The following is a 19190-nucleotide window of genomic DNA, read 5'->3' on the forward strand; positions in this document are numbered from 1 at the left end:
TCCCAGAGCCGCCGCTCAGCCCGCCGCGCCGGCCGCCGCCCGCCACTCGGTAACCGAGCCGCGCCCTTCCGGTTTCGGGCCTGCAGCGAGCCGTCCCACTCCGACCTTCGCTGAACTGCCGGGACGGGTCTGCGAGAACCTCTGGCGCGGGTACCAGCAAAGAGCCGAAGCCATAGTGGCGCCGGGCGGCAGGCTGATCGCCGACCCCAAGGCGCGTAATCGTGCCATCAATGCCGCCTACGCCAGATTATGGCTTGAGGATCAGCGTTTCCAGTGGGCGGGCCTCGCGGCCTTTGCCTCGAAACAGGTCGGTTGCGGCCTGCTGCACGCCGCCGATTCGATCGATAAGATTCAGGCTGAATATGAGGCGGGAGAGCGCTTGAGGAATAGCGCCAGGAAAGGGTTCTTTGGCTTGCTCAGCCGCAGTGAGCGAGACAGGCAGGCGAAACTGCGGGAGTTTGAGCAGGCACAGCGCGACTACGAGCAAGCCCACCGTAACAACCCGGTGCCGAGCATCGACCTCGGGCGCAACGACGAATCGCTGTCGTATGCGCAGCGGCTGTACCAGTACGTGTACGAGATGCTGGCCATGGGCAATACCACGCTGTTTCTGGATGTGTTTCCGCTGCATGCTTTCTACCAAGAACGTGGGTTGAAGGCGCTTGAAACCTGCTTGGAGTCGCGTCAAAACATTTATGGGCATGACCAGCACCCGGTGCTCTGGCCGGTAGCGCAGGAGACGCTAAGGTTCGGCACTGACTACAAGGAAATTCTGCAAGCCTTCGAGGCCATTGAGGCTGGCAACATCGCCGAAAGTGTTGCGCGTCTTGCCGTGCACGAACAGCAGAACATCCTACAACCGGCGATGTACAGCGACTGGCGACTGGAATGGTTGCTGCGCGGTAACCATGTCTCTTACGTCATCGGCTTCCCGTCCGGCGCCGCTGAAGCCATCGAACTGACACTGGCCAGCCAGTGCCGCCGTATCGATGACGGACGTACCATCGGCTTCGGCAACAACCCCATGGCCAACCTGGCCGATCTCCATCAGCGCATGCCCTTCGTACTCAGGGCGGCGGCGCAGTTTGACGAGCTGCTCCAAGATGGCAATCGGCACCGGATCGAACAGGCGATTCAGGATATCGCCGCAAGCCGGGGCGTGCGATGAGCCTGCTGCAACGCGTGGGTTGGCAACGGGGCGGGATCGGGCTGGCCGTTGTCGTACTCCTGGTGTTGGCGGCAGTTCGCCTTGGCGCCAGTGAGCCGGAAATCGCGCTGGTGATTGGCGAGCCTTACGAGGCCATGCGCCAGCGCTCCAGCGCCACCATTGATCCAGCCATTCCTGGGCATTATTGGTTCAACATTCCCAAATCCGATGCCCGCCTTCGTTTCACCGATCCTCAATACGGGTTCGTGACCCCAATGGCCCGCTTCTTCACGGTTAGTTTCGATGATGAGCTGGTCGGTAACGTCCGTATGTCCCCGCAAGTCGAGCCGCTGTTGCTCGACGATACACTCAAGATTGTGCTGGATTTGCAGGAGCAATGGCGCCAAGGGGGCTGGACGCCAATCCGGGTCAAGGACTTTCCATCGTTCGCCGACACGCCGCAATGGCGTGCCCGATTGCGCGACGTGAACAAAGGCGGTACTGCTTACTGGCGAGCGGGCAACCAGTACCAAGTGATGCTGGTGGTAAATCGCTTCAGGGACGATAAGCGCCCCACAGAGGAGCGCTACCTCATCACGTTGCAGCTAGCCACACCATGGGGGAGGCCTTGACCCTGCACCGTGATGACGGACGCACCATTGGCTTCGGCAAACAACCCCATTGCCGACCTGTCCGATATCCATCAGCGCATGGCCTTCGTGCTCAAGGCCGCGGCGCGGTTTGATGTGCTACTGCAGAACCCTGATCGCCACCAGATCGAACGGGCGATTCTGGATATTGCCGCAGGCCGGGGCGTGCGATGAGCCTGCTGCAACGTTTGGGCTGGCGACGCGCGGTATTTGCACTGGCGGTCGCTGCCCTCCTTACGGTGGCGGCGATTCAAGTGCAATCGGGCGAGCCGGAAATCGCACTGGTGATTGGCGAGCCTTGGGAAGCCATGCGCCAGCGCTCCAGTGCAGCCATTGATCCAGCCATTCCGGGGCATTTTTGGAGGCGATTGCCGAAGTCGGATGCCCGCCTTCGTTTCATAGACCCCCAATACGGGTTCGTGACCCCTCTGGCCCGCTTCTTCACGATTAGTTTCAAAAGTGATGAGTTGATCAACAGTGTCCGTATGTCCCCGCAGATCGAGCCGCTGTTGCTCGACGATACGCTAAAGGTCGTGCTGGATTTGCAGGAGCAATGGCGCCAAGGGGGCTGGACACCAATCCGGGTCAAGGACTTTCCATCGTTCGCCGACACACCACAATGGCGGGCCCGATTGCGCGACGTGAACAAAGGTGGCACGGCCTATTGGCGAGCGGGCGACCAGTACCAGGTGATGCTGGTGGTTAATCGCTTCAAGGACCATAAGCGTCCCACAGAGGAGCGTTACCTCATCACGATCGGACTTGGCAAGTCTCGGGGTGGGCCTTGAACATGCGTATTAATGACGGACGCACCATTGCTTCGGCAACAACCCCATGGCCGACCTGTCCGATATCCATCAGCGCATGCCCTTCGTGCTCAAGGCCGCAGCGCGGTTTGATGAGCTGCTGCAGTACCCTGATCGCTACCGGATCGAACAGGCGATTCGGGATATCGCCGCAGGCCGGGGCGTGCGATGAGTGGGCTTGCGCATCTCGGCTGGCGACGTGGCGTGCGCTCACCGGCAACGTGCTGCTTGAGTTGGCATTGGTTTCCTGCAACACAGGGCTGTGCATTCCCTCACTCAAAAAGCCGTTGCGCGTTACGCCAGCAAGCCCAACTCCTTCGCCCGCGCCACGGCCTGGGTCCGGCGTTCGACGCCGAGTTTGCTGTTGATGTGGCTGGCGTGAGTTTTTACCGTGTGCAGGGAGATGAACAGCCGGTCGCTGATTTCCTGGTTCGAACACCCTTGAGCGATCAATCGCAGTACTGCCAGCTCACGGGCACTGAGGTTTTCCATGTGATGCTGCGGTTCGACCGGCTCACGGGCCACGGCCGGCGGTAAACGTTCGAGCAGATTTTTCCGCAACGCTGGTTGCGGACAATTCGGGAGTTGTTCTCGCAGCCAGTCGGGATGCCCGGCCAGTAACCATTCGAAGGGTTGCAGGACGCCCCCCGACGCCGCTTCAAACGCTTGAGCCATGGCCTGCCGGGCCTCAGGTTCGCGCCCGCTGCCGAGCAGCAACGCGACCTTCTGATTCAACGCCATCACGCAGAGCATCAGGCGGCCGGTTTGCTGCCCGTGTTCGACCAGCTTATTCAACCGTTGCTCGGCAAGCGCCGGCTGCCCCTTGATCACCTCGAGCGATGCCTGTTGCAGTTCAATGTGCAGCGGCAGTTGCGGATGGAACTCCGGAGGCGCTGCCGCCTGTTCACCGTTATAGGTCTGTCCCAACCGCGCCAGCCAGGCTTCGGCCAGATCGGTACGACCCTGGGCCAGCCACAGCTGGCATTTGACCAGGGTGATCATCGCCAGGTAGTAGATCGGCGGCACGTCCCAGATATGCATCAGTCGCTCGGCCTCGGCCAATTCGGCGAAAGCCCTGGCGAAATGACCGTTGTTCCCTTCCAGCGAGGCGATCACGCAATGGCCGATCAACACACTGATATCCCGACAGGCTCGCGCCTCGACCAGGCCCGCCTGCAAGCGGGAAAGACCGGCTTCGGGCCGGGAAAGCAGGGTCAGCAAATAGCCTTCATACAGGGTCAGACGTGCACGCACCGCATACAGCCGCAAGGTGGATAACCCCTGCAGGCGCTGCAAACCCTGGCGTACTTCATCGAGTGCGCGGTGGATCTCCCCTCGCGCATGCAACACTCGGGCGCGGTCGTAATGGGCCAGCGCTTCGAACAACGGATTGCCGACCCGTTGTGCCAACTCCAGAGAATCACGGTTCAAGCCCCGTGCACGCCACAAGTCACCGTCGGCAATGGCCAGGTTGGACAAGGTGGAAAGGCACATCAGTCGCTGGCCATAACGCTTGGAGGGCAGGCTCTCCAACGCTTCGGTGCAGTAGAGCAGCGTCAGCTCGCGATTACCGCGCCCGCGGGCGATGATTCCACTCAAGGCCAGCCATTGCGCCAGCATGGATTTCTGCGCAGTCTGCGAAGGCGCCGGCAGGAAACGACTCAAATGGCTGGCCAGCTCCTCAGCCGCGTCCAGTTGACAGGCCAATCCCAGCGCCCAGCTGTAAAGCACGATCAGCCGTGGCGTGCTGATCAACAGGCTGTCGGGCAGGTCCATTTTCCAGCGCAGCAACATGCCGACGTTTTGTTCGGCCAGCAGTTGCTCTTCCGAGAGGTTCTGTACCAGGTTGGCCGCGACATCCAGATGCCCGGCCCGCAACGCCTGCTCCACCGCTTCGTCGAGCAGGCCCTGGGCATTGAACCAGCGACAGGCCCGCAGGTGCAGGCTGGCCGCCGGCAATACCGCATTGGCCGTGGGACGGGTGCGCAGCAGGTCGGAAAACAGATGGTGATAACGATACCAATGGCCCTGGTCATCCAGGGGCACCAGGAATACCTGATGGGCCTGCAGGTAACGGAGAATTTCGGCGCTGTCGTGGGCTTCGCGCACGGCGTCGCACAACTCGCTGCAAAAGCGCTCCTGGGGCGCGGTGTCGTACAGAAATGACTGCACCTCGGCGGGCAGGCAATCGATGACTTCTTCGAGCAGATAATCGCGAATCAAACCTTCGCCGCCGTGCAACGCCTGGGGCAGTGCACCGCCACTGCCCGCTTCGGAGGCCGCCAGCAGCCAGAAGCGCAACCCGGCCACCCAACCTTCACTGCGCTGGATCAGGCTTTCCAGGGCCTCGCCGCGCAATGAACTGCTGTGCCGATCGAGCAAGGCCAGGGATTCATCGTGGGTCAGGCGCAGATCCTGCTCATTCAGCTCGAGCAACTGCCGGGACAACCGCAACCGCGCCAGGTGCCAGTCCGGACGCTGCCGACTGGTGACCAGCACCAGTAAGCCATCGGGCAGATGATTGAGGAAAAATTGCAGGCAGCGATCGAGCACCGGGCCCTGGGCCAGGTGATAGTCATCCAGCACCAGCAACAACGGATTACCCGGCACGAGGTGCTCGGCCAATTCATCGAGCAGGCCATCGAGCCATTCTTCGAAGGCGAACGGCTGATGGCGCTGACGCATTTTCAACAGGCCGAGGGCCTGGCTGCCAAGACGCGGGAAATACTGCTGAAGGCCATCGAGCAGACGCTCGAGGAAACGCCCGGGATCGTTGTCGCGAGGGCTCAAGCCGAGCCAGAGGCTGCGCCAGTGAGCCGGCAGGCTCTGACAGAACTCCACCGCCAGCGAGCTTTTGCCAAACCCGGCCGGAGCGCTGACCAACAGCAAACGCCCGTTCAAGCCGGCACTCAGGCGCTCGCACAAGCGAGGCCGCAGTACGTAGCCGTCGGGCAAGGGTGGACGATAAAAGCGCCCCTCCTGTGCTGGAACAGCAACCCCGGAAGGCCCTTGTGTACGGGACAGGTCAGTCATAGCCAACTCTTGTTTAATTGCTGTTGTCGGCATTGCAGATGTCCGCAGACTAGCGGTAAAAGGCCTTGTGTTGAAGGTTATTACTACAATTCGATACAAAAAGAATACGACCAGAATTGTCAGCGCAGGTTTGCCCCAATGCCAGTCAGTTAAGCATTGGGCGCCCCAAAAAGATCGCAGCCTGCGGCAGCTTCTACATTAGGTTTTGCGTACACCTGTTATTTCAAGGGGGAACCGGCTTGGCGTAGGAGCTGCCGCAGGCTGCGATCCTGGCGATATCGCACACGCCGCAGGTCTCTGCAACTCTCGCTCCTACGAAGAGCGCCCAAAGAAAACGCCCCGAACCAGTCGGGGCGCCAGAGGTTGCGGCCTCTATTTTACAAACTGTTAGCGAACACCTTCCTGACGCAATGCAGCAGGGGTGAAATCGCTGGTGGTGGCAGTGAAGCCGAAGTCATACGCCCGTTTCTCTTCGTTCTTCATGCCCAGCGCCAGGTAGCGGCCAGACTGCAGGTCGTAGAGGGTTTCCAGGGTGTACCACGGTACCTGAAAGTTGTAGTAGTTCTGAGCATGAGCTTCAGCCACACGCCAGAGTTGACCACGACCGTCGTAGTGATCGATCACCGCGGCTTGCCAGGTGTCTTCGTCGATGTAGAAGTCACGCTTGGCGTAGATGTGACGCTGACCTTCCTTCAAGGTCGCAACCACATGCCAGACCCGGCGCAACTCGTAACGAGTCAGGTCCTGGTTGATGTGGCCAGCCTTGATGATGTCGGCGTATTTGAGCTGCGGCGAGTCGAGCTTGTAGCTGTCGGAGGCGATGTACATCTCCTTCTTGCCTTCAAGTTTCCAGTCGTAACGATCCGGAGCGCCGTTATACATGTCCAGGTTGTCGGAGGTACGCAGGCCGTCGGCTGCAGTACCCGGACCGTCATAGGACACCTGTGGCGCACGGCGAACACGACGCTGACCGGCGTTGTAGACCCACGCCGAACGCGGCTCCTTCACCTGATCGAGGGTTTCGTGCACCAGCAGCACACCACCGGCCAGACGTGCCGGAGCGGTCACTTTCTGCTTGAAGTAGAACAGGATGTTGCCCGGGTTCGCCGGATCGTAGTCCTTCATCTTGTCACGGAACACGAACTGATCCTGGAAGTACACCAGGCTGTACGAGCCGTTTGGCTGTGGCGTGGCCTGGGTCACCAGACGGGTCACGCTGCCGCCGCGATAGCGGGTGATGTGGTTCCAGATAACCTCGACGCCGGTTTTTGGAATCGGGAAAGGCACTGCGGTCTCGAAGTTTTCCAGACCGTTGCCGCCGGACACCAGATTGGTAGTGGTGGCGTTCTTCTTGATGGAGGCGAACACCGCATCCGGCACAGTGGCACTGCGATGGGACGGGTAAACCGGCATCTTGAAGGATTCCGGGTAGCGCTTGAACATCGCGTACTGGCCCGGGGCAAGCTTGTCCTTGTACTGATCGACGTTCTGCGCGGTGATGGTGAACAGCGGTTTTTCGGCAGCAAAAGGGTCAGACAGGAAGCCTTTGCTGTCGGCGTTGCCGGCGTTCCTGGCCATGGGTTTCCAGGCCGGAATCGAGCCGTCGGCATTGCCTGCCATTTCTGCGCCCATAGGCGTCAGGCTTTTGCCCAGCTTGTCCGCTTCAGTCGCGGGAACAGCGGCCATGACACTGGTCGCCAGCATAGACAGCCCAAGGACACCGACGTGCAACAGACTCTTGGTTACTTTCATATTCTTGTTCATCCTGAAGAGGCAGGGCTTAGAAGTTCACGCCGAAGCTGAGCGCAACGAAGTCACGGTCATCCACGGTGGTGTACTTGCCATCAAAGAAGTTGGTGTAGGCCAGGCTCGCGGTGTAGGTGTTCTGGTATTCGGCATCGACACCCAGGCTCACTGCTTTACGGCCTTCTTCGAAGTTGCCGCCAGGGCCAGGCGAGTAGCCGCTGACGTCATGGGACCAGGCCACGTTCGGTTTGAGGTTCACCCCGGCGAATACGTCGTTGTATTCCCAGATGGCACGCCCGCGATAGCCCCACGAAGCCGATGTGGTGAAACCTTCGTCGTCGCAATTGCGGCTGCGGTTGTTGGTGGCGGCACCCGGCCCCGCACCGTTGATGGTGCTGGTGTTGAGGATCTGCGAGCAAGTATTGAGGGCACCTGTGGCGGGCAGTTCTCCCGGGCCGTAGACCGGATCACGGCCATAACGCAGGTCGGAAGAGCTTTCCAGGCCACCGACATAAGTCAGACCTACTTCACCTACCAGAGTCAGACGGCTGGCGCCCATGACCTGATCGAAGAAATGCGTGAAGGTGGTCTGCAGTTGGGTGATTTCCTTACGACGATAGCCATGCAAGTCCTGCCCCGGTACGCCATTGAGCAGCGAAGCGTTGGTCAAGGCCCCGCCCAGTGGACGCACACCGGCAAACAGGATGTCGGTGGAGTTGAGCTGCACTGGCGCATTCGGACGATAGCTGATCTCGCCCTGCCATGCGGTACCGGTAGGCAAGGTGGTGGAGAAGCTCAGGCCATAGAGACGAATGTCTTCCGGATACTCGACAAAGTACTCGGAGCTACCCGCGACAATCAATGGAGCCAGGGAACGCAGCGGGGCTGGCAGCGCGGCCGCTCGGGCATAAGCGGATGCTGGCGCACCCGTGGCACTGAAGATCGGCGCACGACTGTGGTAATTCATGAAATAGGCGCCGAACTCGGTGTCCAGCGGTTCATAGTTGTATTTGAAAGACACGCCCCACTGCCCGCTATCTCGCGCATCCCGATCGGGGCCACGGCGTACCAGAACACCTTCGTTATTGATGTCTACACCGTTAGCCGCCAGTGCCGGCAATGCCGCTGCAGGTATGGTGGAGCGTTTGTTCAGGACCCGCAGGTTGTTGTCGCAACCATCGGCGATGATGTCCGGCTGCGAGAAGAACGTGCCGCAGTTATCGACGACGGTCTGGTCCCATTCCAATTGGTAGAAGGCTTCGGCCGACAGGTTCTCGGTCAGGCTTTGCGAGACGTAGAACATGTTGACCGGAATCAGCCCTTCCTTGACCTCGGCGCCTGGACGACGGAACGCGGAAACATCGATCGGGTTGATAGAGTTGATGCCGCCACCGATGAAGGTACTTTCACCCCAGCTGACGACCTGCTTGCCCAGACGAACCGAGCCCGGCTCATCGCCAATCGAGTAGTTGTGGTAGACGAAGGCATCGAGGATCTGCCCGCCAGAGGACTTGGCGCCCTCTTTGCGGTTTTCGTCGCTGATATCCTTGAATAGACGATGTTCATCTTTGAGTTCGAAGTCGTACCAGTATTTGCCCCGGACGAAGACCCCGGTATCGCCGTACTTCAATTCAAGATCGTGAATGCCCTTGAAGATCTTCGAAAACGTTTCGCCTTTTTTGAAGTTCAAGTGACCGTCATCGGAGGTCTGGGACAGGCCATGGCCGCCGTTGTTGACACCGATCAGGTTCTTGTTGGGGCTCGTAGTAGACCAACTGGCACCCACCGACAGGGACGAGTCGAACTGACCTTCGATTTCACCGATGTTGAAACTGACGCCGAATGCTGGCCCGGCGAGCGTAGAGGCGAGACTGACCGCCAGGGGCAGTTTCGCCCGGCGCCAGAACTGGTTTACTGATGTCATCGACGCTACTCCATGTGCTTTATTGTTATGGCAGTGAGCACTTCTAAAAACGCTCTGAACGACAGGTAACCAGATTGCCCCAAAGTCGAGTCAGAGTGCATCGCGGTGTTTTGTGCGTTTGCTCCGTTCTTAAAAATCCTTGGGGCGGACTATAGCCAGCAGGTAGTACTGCTTGATCCCTCTAAAGTGTGATTTGCAGCCCCAACCACTCTGGAACAGTCCTTTCGCCGGAACGCCAGATTTCGGCAGGGGGAGAATGGCTGAAATTTTCGATTTAACAAGCCAAGCGCTTGCTTGGTGGGCTTGCCGTGACCATTCGGGCACGGCAAAAGACGCTTAAAGCGTCGAAAGGAAGGTGCTGTTGTTGCTCTGCCATTCGCTGATGTCGACGCGGATGCGCTTCTTGTCGAGCTTGCCGACACTGGTCTTGGGAATTTCAGTAACAAGCGCGATCTGGCTGGGGATCGCCCACTTGCTCAGGTGTCCCTGTTCAACGAATGGTTTGAGGTGCTCCTTGAGCTCCCTGGCCTCGATCGCGTGCCCCTCGCGCACCACCAGCAGGGCAAACGGCCGCTCGCCCCACTGTGGATCCGGGATGCCGACCACTGCTACTTCGCGTACCGCCGGATGGCGGCTGATCAGGTCTTCCAGCGCCAGGGACGACACCCATTCGCCACCGGTCTTGATCACATCCTTGATCCGGTCACGAATATCGATCACCCCCATGCTGTCCAGGGTCGCCACGTCACCGGTGTGCAACCAGCCACCGGCCCAGAGTTCGGCGCCCTTCTGCGGTTCGCGCAAATACCCCTCGGTCAGCCATGGCGCACGCAACACCAGTTCGCCCTGGGACTCGCCGTCGGCCGGCAGGAAGTTACCGTCCACGTCGACAATCGCCGCTTCCACCAAGGGCCCGGGCACCCCGGCCTTGATTCGATACGTGGTGCGTTCGTCTTCGGTACCGGCCATCAGCTCGTCATTGAGGTGAGCGCAGGACACCAGCGGGCCGGTTTCCGACATGCCGTAGGCGGCGGTCAGTTGTATACCCTTGGCCTTGGACGCTTCGTACAGCGCGCGGTTGAGGGCGCTGCCGCCGATGACTATTTTCCAGCCGCCGAAGTCAGTGCCCTGAGCGGCCTTGGAATTGAGCAGCATCTGCAGGATGGTTGGCACGCAGTGGGAGAACGTGACCTTTTCCTTGCGCCACAACTCCACCAGGTACTCAGGATCGTAACGGCCGGGATAGACTTGCTTGAGCCCGAGCATGGTTGCCACATAGGGCAGGCCCCAGGCGTGCACGTGGAACATCGGGGTGATCGGCATGTACACGTCGCTGGTGCCCAGCAGCCGCACGCTGTCGATGCTGCCCATGATCGTCGACACACCCATGGTGTGCAGCACCAGTTGCCGATGGGTGAAATACACCCCTTTCGGATTACCCGTGGTGCCGGTGGTGTAGAACGTGGTCGCGACCGAGTTCTCGTCGAAGTCTTCGAAGTTGTATTGCGGGCTGGCCGCCGCCAGCAATTGTTCATACTCGCCAATCAGATTCGGCAGGTCGGCGGTTTTTTCCGCCCCGTCGGTCAGCAGCAGAGTCTTCTCGACCGTGGTCAACTGCCCGGCAATTGCCTGGTAAAGGCCCGTGAACTCACTGTTGACCAGCACGAAGCGGTCCTCGGCGTGGTTCATGGTGTAGAGAATCTGCTCGGGTGACAGGCGCACGTTGATGGTGTGGATGACCGCGCCGATCATTGGAATGGCGAACATGCACTCCAGGTAGCGATGGCTGTCCCAGTCCATCACCGCCACGGTGTCACCGGGCTTGACCCCGGCTGCCGTCAGTACGTTGGCCAGCCGCGCGACACGCTCGATGAGGGTCGGGTAGCTGTAGCGCAGTTGGTCACGGTAGACGATCTCGCGGGTTTTCTCATAACGGCTGCCGGACATCAGCAGCCGCTTGATCAACAGTGGATATTGATAAGCGCCTTCGGCTGGCGGAATAACGCGAGTCTGCAACATAGGATTCCCTTTTCTGACTGCACGGTCATGGCTGTAGAGATAGGTACTCTAGAGCCCCTTGCTGCCAGCTAAATCAGCCAAAGGAATGATTTGCAGAACCGGGCAAGTGCTAGTGGCCTGTGTGGCCAGCTTTGCGCCAGCACCTGCTTGCGGACATGCAATCAATGCATCTCGGTGAACGCCAGCTTCACGCCTATGGCAATCAGCACCGCGCCCATGGTCCGGTCGAACCAGTGGCCCATGCGGGCGAAACCGGCACGTACCCGTTGCTGGCTGAACAGCATGGCCACCAGGCAGAACCAGAAACCGGTCGCCACAGCCAGGTAAACCCCGTAGCCCGCCTGGATTGCCAGTGGCGTATGCGGATTGATCACCACGGTGAACAACGACAGGAAAAACAACGTCGCCTTGGGGTTCAGGCCATTGGTCACGAAACCCGACGTAAAGGCGCCACGGGCTGTGCGCTCACCGGCTTCCTGGTGCAGGTCGTCAGTCGCAGGTTTGGCTGGTTTCGCCCGCAACGCCTTGAAGCCGATGTACAGCAGATAGGCAGCCGCCAGCCATTTCAGGGCGTTGAACAAGACAATCGACTGCGACACGATCAAGCCAATCCCCAGCAACGAGTAACCCACGTGCAGGAAGATCGCCGTGCCGACACCCAGGGCCGTCCAGGTGCCCGCGCGGCGACCATGGGTCACGCTTTCGCGGACCACTACAGCGAAGTCCGGGCCCGGGCTGGCAACAGCGAGCAGGTGAATCAGGGCGACGGTCAAGAACTCTGTCCAATACATGGGGGCTCCTTTTGGGCAGGGAGTAACGAATTGTTTCATCTGTTAGGCTCGCCACATTACGCCTTCAGTCAATCCCACAAAAGGTACAGTTGATGAGTAACAATCGCCGCGCCGTGTTCCTTGACCACACTTCCCTGGATCTGGGTGATCTCGACCTGAGTGCGCTGCGAAACAGCTTCAGCGACTTGCAGCTGTGCGCACAGACCACCCCGGAGCAGGTCGTCGAACGCCTGCAAGGCGCCAGCGTCGTCATCAGTAACAAGATCATGCTCAATGCCCAGACCCTGGCGGCCTGCCCCGAACTGAAGCTGATCCTGATCGCCGCCACCGGCACCAATAACGTCGACCTTGATGCCGCCCGCGCCCACGGCATCACAGTGAGCAATTGCCAGGGCTACGGCACACCGTCGGTGGCCCAACACACCCTCATGCTGTTGCTCGCCCTGGCCACACGGTTGAGCGATTACCAGAAAGCAGTCGGCGAAGGTCGCTGGCAGCAGGCCAGACAGTTTTGCCTGCTGGATTTCCCGATTGTCGAACTGCAGGGCAAGACCCTCGGCCTGCTCGGGCATGGCGAACTGGGCAGCGCCGTCGCGCGACTGGCCGAAGCCTTCGGCATGCGCGTATTGCTCGGCCAGTTGCCCGGGCGCCCTGCCCGTGCCGATCGTTTGCCGCTGGATGAACTGCTGCCGCAAATCGACGCGCTGACCCTGCACTGCCCGCTCAACGAACACACCCGTCACTTCATCAGTACCCGCGAACTGGCGCTGATGAAGCCCGGCGCCTTTGTGGTCAACACCGCGCGCGGTGGCTTGATCGACGAACAAGCACTGGCCGATGCCCTGCGCAGCGGTCACCTCGGCGGCGCGGCCACCGACGTACTGAGTGTCGAGCCGCCGACTGCCGGCAACGCCCTGCTCGCCAACGACATCCCGCGGTTAATCGTCACTCCGCACAACGCCTGGGGCAGTCGCGAAGCGCGGCAACGGATCGTCGGCCAATTGACGGAAAACGCCCAAGGCTTCTTCAACGGTGCAGCGCTGCGGGTTGTCAGTTGATAAACTGCGCGCCATTTTTCAGGGAGCAGACCATGGATCCGCGCAGTGAAGTACTGCTTCGACAGGCTGAGTTATTCCAGGGCTCGCTGCTGCTGGCCGGTTTGCCCGCCGATGACTTGCTGGGCAAATTGCCGAACTCCCACGGCTGGTGCTGGCACGCCGGCGATCAGGCCGCGCTGGATGCACGCTTTGCCGAGCGCAGCCATTTTGGGGTGAATGCGCCGGCTCAAGGCTTCGACACCGCGGTGCTGTTCCTGCCCAAATCCAAGGACCTGACCGACTATGTACTCAACGCCCTGGCCTCGCGCCTGGCTGGCCGCGAGTTGTACCTGGTGGGTGAAAAGCGCAGCGGTATCGAAGGCGCGGCCAAGCAACTGAATCCCTTTGGCAAACCGCGCAAACTCGACAGCGCGCGGCATTGCCAGCTCTGGCAAGTCACTGTGGCCAATGCTCCGGAGGCGGTGAGCCTGGAAAGCCTGGCGCAAGAGTACGAACTGCCGCTGGCCGAGGGCCCGCTGAAAGTCATCAGCCTGCCCGGCGTGTTCAGTCACGGGCGCCTGGATCGCGGCAGTGCGCTGCTGCTCGAACACCTGGACAAGCTGCCCAGCGGTCACCTGCTGGACTTCGGCTGTGGCGCCGGGGTGTTGGGCGCGGCGGTCAAACGGCGTTATCCCCATAACACCGTGACCCTGCTCGATGTGGATGCGTTTGCCGCGGCCAGCAGTCGCCTGACCCTGGCCGCCAACGGCCTGGACGCCGAGGTTCTGACCGGCGATGGAATCGACGCCGCACCCATGGGCTTGAGTGCGATTCTGAGCAACCCGCCGTTCCATGTCGGGGTGCATACCGATTACCACGCGACGGAGAACTTGCTGCGAAAAGCGGCCAAACATCTGAAAAACGGCGGCGAACTGCGCCTGGTCGCCAACAGCTTCCTGAAGTATCAACCCTTGATCGAAGAGCACCTTGGTGTGTGTGCAATCAAGGCTGAAGGGCAAGGCTTCAGAATCTACCGGGCCAAGCGTGGGTAACTCCCTTTAGCAAAACAGGGCTTGCTCAATAGGATTTGCCTAGGCAGAATCCGCTCCGTCCTAGGGGAGTAGTCTCCCACGAGCGCCATGCTCGTCCGGCATACGTCAACATACTTGGTCCTCAGACCATGGCGTATGCGACCCAGAGTCCGCACAGACGGACCGCAGGGTTTGACAAGACCTATGACACGAACACCTTACCCGGGGCGGGAAGGCTGTACGTGTCATAGCCGTGTCGACCCGCCCCTTAGGAAATACCTGATGCTGGATTCTCTACTCGTTCCTACCGCGATCGTTGCCTTGGCCGAAATCGGCGACAAGACGCAACTGCTTGCCCTGATTCTCGCTGCACGCTTTCGCAAACCCTGGCCGATCATCGCCGGTATCGTTGCTGCAACCCTGGCCAACCATGCGGCGGCGGGTGTGGTCGGTGCCTGGTTCGGCAGCTTCTTCTCGGACGCCACCCTGCACTGGATCCTCGCCGCGAGCTTCGCCGCTACGGCGCTGTGGACCCTGGTGCCGGACAAGATGGATGACGACGAAGCCAGCACCGCACGCAAATTCGGGCCATTCCTGACCACGCTGATCGCCTTCTTCCTCGCCGAGATGGGTGACAAGACCCAGGTCGCCACCGTGATGCTCGCCGCGCAATACCCGGAACTGTGGCTGGTGATTATCGGCACCACCCTCGGCATGCTGATCGCCAACGTGCCGGTGGTACTGGCGGGTAACTTCGCGGCAGAGAAATTGCCCCTGACCCTGATCCGCCGTTTGGCGGCCGCAGCATTCCTCATCCTCGCCATTGTCGCGGTGTACAAGGCGATGCAGATGAGTGGGTGGGTGTAGGTATTGTGGCGAGGGGGCTTGCCCCCGCTCGGCTGCGAAGCAGTCGTAAAGTCGGTGCACGCGGTCGAGCTTGCAGGTTTTAGGGCCGCTACGCGCCCCAGCGGGGGCAAGCCCCCTCGCCACAAGAGCTGTACTGTCAGCTCTTGTGGTTCATCAGGCGGTCAGGACTTCCTGGCCTTCTGGTACAGCGGCATCACCTTGGGAATCGCCGCTTGCAACGCAGCCATCCGGCTGCTGGATGACGGGTGGGTGCTCAAGAACTCGGGTGGCGAACCTTCCGAGGCCTTGCTCATCTTGGTCCACAGAGTGATCGCCGCATTCGGGTCGTAGCCGGCGCGGGCGGCCAGTTCCAGGCCGATCAGGTCCGCTTCGTTTTCATTGCCGCGGCTGTTGGGCAAGGTCATGCCGTAATTGGCCACGGTGTCCGCCAGAGCGAGGCTGGTCTGCCCCAAGCCGAACAAGGCGCCGGCGCCTTGCTTCGCCATCTCGATGCCATAGGCCTTGGACATCGCTTCACGGCCATGCTCGCGCAACGCGTGGGCAATTTCATGACCCATGATCGCGGCGATTTCATCGTCGGTGAGTTTCAGGCTGTCGATCAACCCGCTGTAGAAAAAGATCTTGCCGCCAGGACCGCAGCTGGCGTTGAGCTCGTCGCTCTTGATTAGGTTGACCTCCCATTGCCACTGGGCCGCATCCGCACGGAAATTCGGCGCCTGGGCGATCAGTCGGTTGGCAATTGCCTGGACCCGTTTGGCATCGTTACTGGTCTTGTCCAGCAAACCTTTACTGCTCGCCTCACCCACCGTCTTCTGGTAGGACTGCGCATACATCTGGTTGACCTCAGCGGTCGACAGCATGCTGAACATGTACTGCTTGCGCTCCACACCCACCGCGCCGCCGCTGGTGGTGTTGACGGACTGGCAACCGCTGAGCAACAGACTTGCGCTCAGTGCACACAAAACCAATGGCTTACTCATGAATACGCTCCCTGAAGACATGGCGCGTATCCTAGGCGGTGCTGGGTATCGGCGCCAGATGCAACGGACGTGTAACAGCTGATTTTCGGATTCACCCGAGGAAAACCTCACCCAGATCCATCTGCAATGCCAGTCAGGGGGCGCCCCAAAAAGATCGCAGCCTGCGGCAGCTCCTACACGGACCGCGTTTCTCCAATGTCATTGGTAGAACACACATCCCGTAGGAGCTGCCGCAGGCTGCGATCTTTTCGAATGCTCCACGGACTCCAGTCGAATCAACCCGGAGTCAAACACTCCGGCGCATTGAGCTTCGGATCATTCACCAGGTTTGCCAGCACGCGCTCGCGCAACGGCGCCGGCTCGCTGGCGAGCAGCGCCTGCAAGCTGTGCAAGGGAGTTTCCGGATTCAGCCAGGCTTCCTGGCCCGCGGCATCGAGAATCAGTGGCCGGCGCTGGCTTGAAGCCGCCTGGGTAACCACCGCGGTACTCAGCCAGACCTGCTCCTGCACCGGGTAAGCCTCCCAGATCGCCGCGAAGAACAGTGCCGAGCCCTCTCCCGGGGTCAGCCAGTACGGGCGTTTGCGGGTGGTGCCGCGCCATTCGTAGAAACCATTGGCCGGCAACAGGCAACGGCGTAAACGAAAGGCTTCGCGAAACATTGGCTGCTCGGCCAGGGTTTCCGCCCGGGCGTGAGCCGGGGTCCGCGACATATCGGTCAACCATGGCGGCGTCAGGCCCCAACGGGCTCGAGCCAGGTTACGCTGACCCTCGGTCGCGCGCAGGATCAGCACCGAATCGTTGGGCGAAATATTCCACTGCGCCTGCTGATCCGCGGGGAATCCTGGCAGGGCTGCGAAAGCGGGGTTCCAACGAAACAGGGCATAACGTCCACACATGGGGCAACACGACTCTAGAACAAAACAAACGCCAGCCTAACAGACCAGAACGCCAGAAAAGCTTTCCGGTTCATCCCCCGGCAGCGGCAGCGCGGCATTGTACGCGGCGATCAGCTCCCGTGCGTATTGCGCCTGATCGTTATCCACCGCCAGGCCCAGCAGGCCGAACACTGGCAGCTCACCGGCACCGCCCAGCAGATCGCCACCCACCAGATGCGCCTCCACGCCTTCGCTGGCGAGCATGCCCTGCAGCAGCTCGCCTTCCATCAGGTTTTCCGGTTCGTAGATTCGCTGCATACAGGCCTACCCCCTTCACTCGTTTTCGCTGCGAACTTCGAGCAACCATTCATGGCCGTCTGTCTGCAGCACAAAGGTGATGGGGCGACAACACACCGGACAATCTTCGATGTAGGTCTGATCACCACCGGACAGGTCCAGTACGGCTTCTGCCTCCTCGCCGCAATAAGGGCATTCGTAGCGTTCGGTTTCCAGCATCGCGGTCTCCCGAGTGACTTGTGCGTATAATCGCCGGTCTATTCGCAGGGCTATTTTTGTTTGAGCTTACTTTTCAGACCGCGCCCGGCTACTTTTTGATCCAGACCCTTACTTACCCTAGCCGTTTCCAACAAGAGAGCATGATGGGCGAATTCGATGCCATCCGACCTTACGACGACAGCGAAGTCCCGGCAGTGCTGGCACGGCTGCTCGGCGACAAGGCGTTTCTAGATATCCTCACCCACTTCCGCTTCCCGCGCTTTGCCGGCGCCCTCGGCTGGATGCTCAAACCACTTATAGCTCATCGGCTGCGCCGTGAGTTCGCCGGTATTACTTCGGTGGCCACCCTGCAGGACAAGGTCGAGTTTTACGTCGACCACACGATCGAGCGCGCCACCGACGGCGTGACCTACACCGGCGTCGAGCAGTTCAAGTCCGGCAGCGCCTACCTGTTCCTGGCCAACCACCGGGATATCGTGATGGACCCGGCCTTCGTCAACTATGCCATCTACCACGCCGGCCTGCCGACCCCGCGCATCGCCATTGGCGACAACCTGTTGCAAAAGCCGTTTGTCAGCGACCTGATGCGCCTGAACAAGAGCTTTATCGTGCACCGCTCCATCAGCGGCCGCCGCGAGAAAATGGCCGCCTATCAACTGCTGTCGGCCTACATCAGCCACTCGATCCGCAACGACTGCCAATCGATCTGGATCGCCCAGGCCGAAGGCCGCGCCAAGGACGGCGATGATCGAACCGAGTCGGCGATCCTCAAGATGTTCCACATGAGTCGCAAGAACGAGCCGTTCGGCGAGGTCATCCGCTCGCTGAACCTGACCCCCGTGTCGATCAGCTACGAATACGACCCCTGCGATCAGGCCAAGGCTCGCGAACTGTACATCCGCGCCACCACCGGCACTTACAGCAAGGTACCGGGCGAGGACGATGCCAGCATCGCCAAGGGAATCACTGGCTATAAAGGCCGCGTGCACGTGAATTTCGCTGCACCGATCACCGAACTGTTCGACGACACCAAGCAACTGGCGATCGAAATGGACCGGCAGATTCTCGGTGGCTACCGGCTGTTCCCGGTGCACTACCTGGCGTACGCACAGTGGAGCGACGCCGACCCGCAATTGCAGGTGCCGCCCGCCACCGACCTGTTCCCGGCCGAGGAACTGGCCCAGGCCCTGGAAGAATGGCAAAGCCGTTTGGACGCCTGTCCGGTCGAGCACCGGCCGTTTATGGTCAAGCAATATGCGACACCGGTACGCAATCAGTATTTGGTGAAGGCAGGGTTGCTGCGGTAAGGCGATGGCTGAGTACGACAACGGCGCTCTTGGGCGCCGTTTTGGTTTCTGGAGGGGGTTGGCCTTAATGCCACACTTATTAGATTCGGACGCGGTGTTCTGATCCGAAATCCACCCCTCACCCCAACCCTCTCCCTAGGGGGGCGAGGGAGCAGATTGTAGGTTTCTGAAGATGTGCTGCGACCTGAAAGTAATACATTGAATCCATAATCGATGCGGTTCCACAGGTCGCAGCAGCTCGTAGGACACTCGAGATCAGTTCCCTCGCCCCTCTGGGCATAGGTATCTACACATCTCGTTGGCCGAACACCCTACCTGTGGCGAGGGGGCTTGCCCCCGCTGGGTCGCGAAGCGGCCCTAAAACCGGCAATCGCGGTTTTCCAGGTAGAACGCATCCGCCGGTTTTACGACTGCTGCGCAGCCGAGCGGGGCGGTGCGGCGTTCCGACAAGCCCCCTCGCC

General features: G+C 60.4%; 18 protein-coding genes and 1 riboswitch. Of the genes, 9 read left to right on the forward strand and 9 right to left on the reverse strand.

From position 1 onward, the window contains the following. The 5 genes from F8N21_RS27810 to F8N21_RS27825 all read left to right on the forward strand — a co-directional run. On the forward strand, positions 1-1168 hold a 1168-nt coding region (locus tag F8N21_RS27810), incomplete at its 5' end, for a DUF2515 family protein (RefSeq protein WP_224788305.1). Next, positions 1165-1779: a hypothetical protein gene (locus F8N21_RS27815; protein WP_150645184.1), complete on the forward strand. Its 615-nt coding sequence runs from the start codon at positions 1165-1167 to the stop codon at positions 1777-1779. The genes F8N21_RS27810 and F8N21_RS27815, both read left to right, overlap by 4 nt. Before the next feature lie 27 nt (positions 1780-1806). Beyond that, a complete protein-coding gene (locus tag F8N21_RS30625) occupies positions 1807-1971 on the forward strand; it encodes a hypothetical protein (protein WP_191624419.1) in 165 nt (54 codons plus the stop codon). Further along, a complete protein-coding gene (locus tag F8N21_RS27820) occupies positions 1968-2585 on the forward strand; it encodes a hypothetical protein (protein WP_150645185.1) in 618 nt (205 codons plus the stop codon). The genes F8N21_RS30625 and F8N21_RS27820 overlap by 4 nt, the downstream gene beginning before the upstream one ends. A 46-nt stretch (positions 2586-2631) precedes the next feature. Next, complete coding sequence (locus F8N21_RS27825; RefSeq protein WP_191624420.1) at positions 2632-2775, forward strand: hypothetical protein; 144 nt, start codon at positions 2632-2634, stop codon at positions 2773-2775. Positions 2776-2897: 122 nt separating this feature from the next. On the opposite strand, the gene F8N21_RS27830 is transcribed toward F8N21_RS27825, so the two are convergent. The 5 genes from F8N21_RS27830 to F8N21_RS27850 form a co-directional block, all read right to left on the reverse strand. Beyond that, entirely contained in the window at positions 2898-5636 is a 2739-nt protein-coding gene (locus tag F8N21_RS27830) for a LuxR C-terminal-related transcriptional regulator (protein WP_150645186.1), read from the reverse strand. Positions 5637-6023: 387 nt separating this feature from the next. After that, the gene (locus tag F8N21_RS27835) at positions 6024-7388 is read right to left on the reverse strand and encodes a DUF1329 domain-containing protein (protein WP_150645187.1); all 1365 of its coding nucleotides are present in this window, start codon (positions 7386-7388) and stop codon (positions 6024-6026) included. Positions 7389-7416: 28 nt separating this feature from the next. After that, entirely contained in the window at positions 7417-9306 is a 1890-nt protein-coding gene (locus F8N21_RS27840; protein ID WP_150645188.1) for a DUF1302 domain-containing protein, read from the reverse strand. Between the two features lie 336 nt (positions 9307-9642). Further along, positions 9643-11325: a fatty acid--CoA ligase gene (locus F8N21_RS27845; RefSeq protein WP_150645189.1), complete on the reverse strand. Its 1683-nt coding sequence runs from the start codon at positions 11323-11325 to the stop codon at positions 9643-9645. Positions 11326-11486: 161 nt separating this feature from the next. After that, on the reverse strand, positions 11487-12116 hold the full coding sequence (locus F8N21_RS27850) for a LysE family translocator (RefSeq protein WP_150645190.1): 630 nt from the start codon (positions 12114-12116) through the stop codon (positions 11487-11489). 92 nt (positions 12117-12208) lie between these two features. On the opposite strand from F8N21_RS27850, the gene F8N21_RS27855 reads away from it, so the two are divergent. The 3 genes from F8N21_RS27855 to F8N21_RS27865 all read left to right on the forward strand — a co-directional run bounded on the left by F8N21_RS27855 (position 12209) and on the right by F8N21_RS27865 (position 15051). Continuing rightward, the gene (locus tag F8N21_RS27855) at positions 12209-13174 is read left to right on the forward strand and encodes a 2-hydroxyacid dehydrogenase (protein ID WP_150645191.1); all 966 of its coding nucleotides are present in this window, start codon (positions 12209-12211) and stop codon (positions 13172-13174) included. Positions 13175-13206: 32 nt separating this feature from the next. Next, positions 13207-14205 (forward strand): class I SAM-dependent methyltransferase, encoded by a 999-nt coding sequence (locus tag F8N21_RS27860; protein ID WP_150645192.1) that lies wholly within the window; start codon positions 13207-13209, stop codon positions 14203-14205. Between the two features lie 51 nt (positions 14206-14256). Beyond that, positions 14257-14377: riboswitch (yybP-ykoY riboswitch) on the forward strand. Positions 14378-14466: 89 nt separating this feature from the next. Continuing rightward, on the forward strand, positions 14467-15051 hold the full coding sequence (locus F8N21_RS27865) for a TMEM165/GDT1 family protein (protein ID WP_150645193.1): 585 nt from the start codon (positions 14467-14469) through the stop codon (positions 15049-15051). A gap of 161 nt (positions 15052-15212) precedes the next feature. Here F8N21_RS27865 and F8N21_RS27870 read toward each other — a convergent pair whose 3' ends face one another. From F8N21_RS27870 to F8N21_RS27885, 4 genes are all read right to left on the reverse strand, one after another. Beyond that, positions 15213-16031, reverse strand: a complete 819-nt coding sequence (locus F8N21_RS27870; protein WP_150645194.1) for a M48 family metallopeptidase — start codon at positions 16029-16031, stop codon at positions 15213-15215. A gap of 275 nt (positions 16032-16306) precedes the next feature. Next, on the reverse strand, positions 16307-16927 hold the full coding sequence (locus F8N21_RS27875) for an SOS response-associated peptidase (protein ID WP_150645195.1): 621 nt from the start codon (positions 16925-16927) through the stop codon (positions 16307-16309). A gap of 36 nt (positions 16928-16963) precedes the next feature. Beyond that, positions 16964-17224 (reverse strand): putative signal transducing protein, encoded by a 261-nt coding sequence (locus tag F8N21_RS27880; protein ID WP_150645196.1) that lies wholly within the window; start codon positions 17222-17224, stop codon positions 16964-16966. Positions 17225-17239: 15 nt separating this feature from the next. After that, positions 17240-17422 carry a CPXCG motif-containing cysteine-rich protein gene (locus F8N21_RS27885; RefSeq protein WP_150645197.1) on the reverse strand — a complete coding sequence of 61 codons (183 nt, stop codon included), beginning with the start codon at positions 17420-17422 and terminating at the stop codon, positions 17240-17242. A gap of 143 nt (positions 17423-17565) precedes the next feature. Here F8N21_RS27885 and F8N21_RS27890 point away from each other — a divergent pair, with 143 nt between their 5' ends. Then, on the forward strand, positions 17566-18729 hold the full coding sequence (locus F8N21_RS27890; protein WP_191624421.1) for a 1-acyl-sn-glycerol-3-phosphate acyltransferase: 1164 nt from the start codon (positions 17566-17568) through the stop codon (positions 18727-18729). Positions 18730-19190 lie beyond the last annotated feature (461 nt).

Origin of the sequence: Pseudomonas fluorescens, assembly GCF_902497895.1 — a bacterium.
Lineage (GTDB): Bacteria > Pseudomonadota > Gammaproteobacteria > Pseudomonadales > Pseudomonadaceae > Aquipseudomonas > Aquipseudomonas fluorescens_BP.